General features: G+C 47.0%; 4 protein-coding genes. All 4 read right to left on the bottom strand.

Annotation, left to right across the window (positions count from 1 at the left end):
- A partial coding sequence (locus tag B3182_RS02930) for a DUF4880 domain-containing protein (protein WP_292751464.1) occupies nucleotides 1-388 on the bottom strand: 388 nt, incomplete at its 3' end.
- Nucleotide 389: 1 nt separating this feature from the next.
- Nucleotides 390-944, bottom strand: a complete 555-nt coding sequence (locus B3182_RS02925; protein WP_292354021.1) for a sigma-70 family RNA polymerase sigma factor — start codon at nucleotides 942-944, stop codon at nucleotides 390-392.
- A 186-nt stretch (nucleotides 945-1,130) separates the two neighbouring features.
- Nucleotides 1,131-1,397, bottom strand: coding sequence for a hypothetical protein (locus tag B3182_RS02920; protein WP_292354023.1), 267 nt, complete (start codon nucleotides 1,395-1,397; stop codon nucleotides 1,131-1,133).
- 59 nt (nucleotides 1,398-1,456) lie between these two features.
- A partial coding sequence (locus B3182_RS02915) for a DUF188 domain-containing protein (RefSeq protein WP_292751493.1) occupies nucleotides 1,457-1,570 on the bottom strand: 114 nt, incomplete at its 5' end.

The raw sequence follows: 1,570 nt of genomic DNA, 5'->3' as shown, positions 1-1,570 counted from the left end.
TGATATCAGTTTGTTGTCCGACACTGGTGTGGTAGTCAGCAGCCAATGCCATCACACTGTCAGGCAGCCATTTTCTATTCCAGCTGAAATGACCTGCTAAACCAATCACAGCAATACTGGCCATGCCACTGAGAAGTCGGCGGCGTTGACGTAATCGTTGATTGGCATTGTATAGATTGTCAGCTGTGCTATGCGGGTCGGGTGTTTGCTGTAAGGGCTGGAAACCCTGGCTGATTTTTTCCACGTAAAGCCAGGCGGTTTTATTCTCAGGTTTGGCATCAAGCCATTTACGCCAGCCGGACTTGTGGTCATTACTGGCTTGACCATCACGAAGAATGGCAAACCATTCGGCGGCTTCTTCCAACGTCTTATGAGAAGGTTCAACCATTTTATGATTGTGGTTCAGAAATGAGTTCGCGAGTTGTTTGCGAGGCTTGTAGTTTCAGGCAGGCCAACATGGCCTTAGCCACATATTTACGCACCATGCGATCCGATACACCCAGTTGAACGGCTGTTTCGGCATCTGTCATCTGGCACACTACAGCTAAAAGAAATGCTTTGGCGGCTTTGGCTGGAAGCTCACTCAACATCAGATTAATTTCTTCCAGGGCTTCCAGCACGGCCACCTGCCTTTCTGCTGAGGGCGCGGTTTCTTCCGGATAGCTGGAAAGTGTATCGTGCCAGGCTTTTTCAATTTCCTTTCGACGCCAGAGGTCGATACAGAGGTTTTTGGCGGTAGCTCGTAAATAACTGCGCGCCTGATCGCTGCTGGAAAAGTGGCGCGATGAGGGCAAACCAAGGAGACGGAGAAACGTATCCTGAGTCAGATCAGCGGCTTCAGTGCTATTGCCCAATCGCTGGGATAACCAGCCTTTCAGCCAGTTATGATGTTCGCTATACAGCACCTGTACATGATGGTGGATGACAGATTGGGCACTGCTCACGAAAAGCTCCTGAATGCTATTTGGTAATGAGAATCAATATCATTCTATTGATTAAAATAAAACATCGCAAGTGAGCTGTAAGTCAGGAAGCACAATGAATGGTATTGCTACTCAGGATGCTGAGTAAATGATTGATGTAAGGCCAGTGAAAAAGTGTGGAGTGGAGAAAAAATGTTCGATCAGTACTTACTTATCATGATCGTTGCGTGTCACTAAAAATTCCAGACCGGCACCTACATCTTCTTCGCCACAGGCAGCCATATCATCAGGGCTGGCGGCCTGCGCATCTTCATGATTCAGTATCAAATCACGTTCGTTTCTCGGTTTATCTTTTTTAGTTTTTGCTTTGTCACTGACTTCAACTGAGCTTTTTGGCGAAATGGTGCTGTCGTCCACAGCATTTTCCGGGCCGTTAGGACTTTTCGCCTGAGTAGATTTAGATTTATTGCTCATGTTGTTTACCTCTAGTGACATCAAAAGTAAGACTATTTGATAGCAGGGAGAATTCCGACTTAACGCTTTGCCTTTTGTAACCACTTATCCAGTTGATTACCAAACGCTTGTCGATCACGTTGATTAAAAGCCGCTGGGCCGCCCATCTGTTCGCCGCTGCTACGCATGGTTTC

It is taken from the genome of Methylophaga sp. UBA4204, from assembly GCF_002379485.1.
In the GTDB taxonomy this organism is placed as follows: domain Bacteria; phylum Pseudomonadota; class Gammaproteobacteria; order Nitrosococcales; family Methylophagaceae; genus Methylophaga.
Note: the sequence above shows the minus strand (reverse complement) of the source record. Positions and strands in the feature narration are given on the sequence as shown.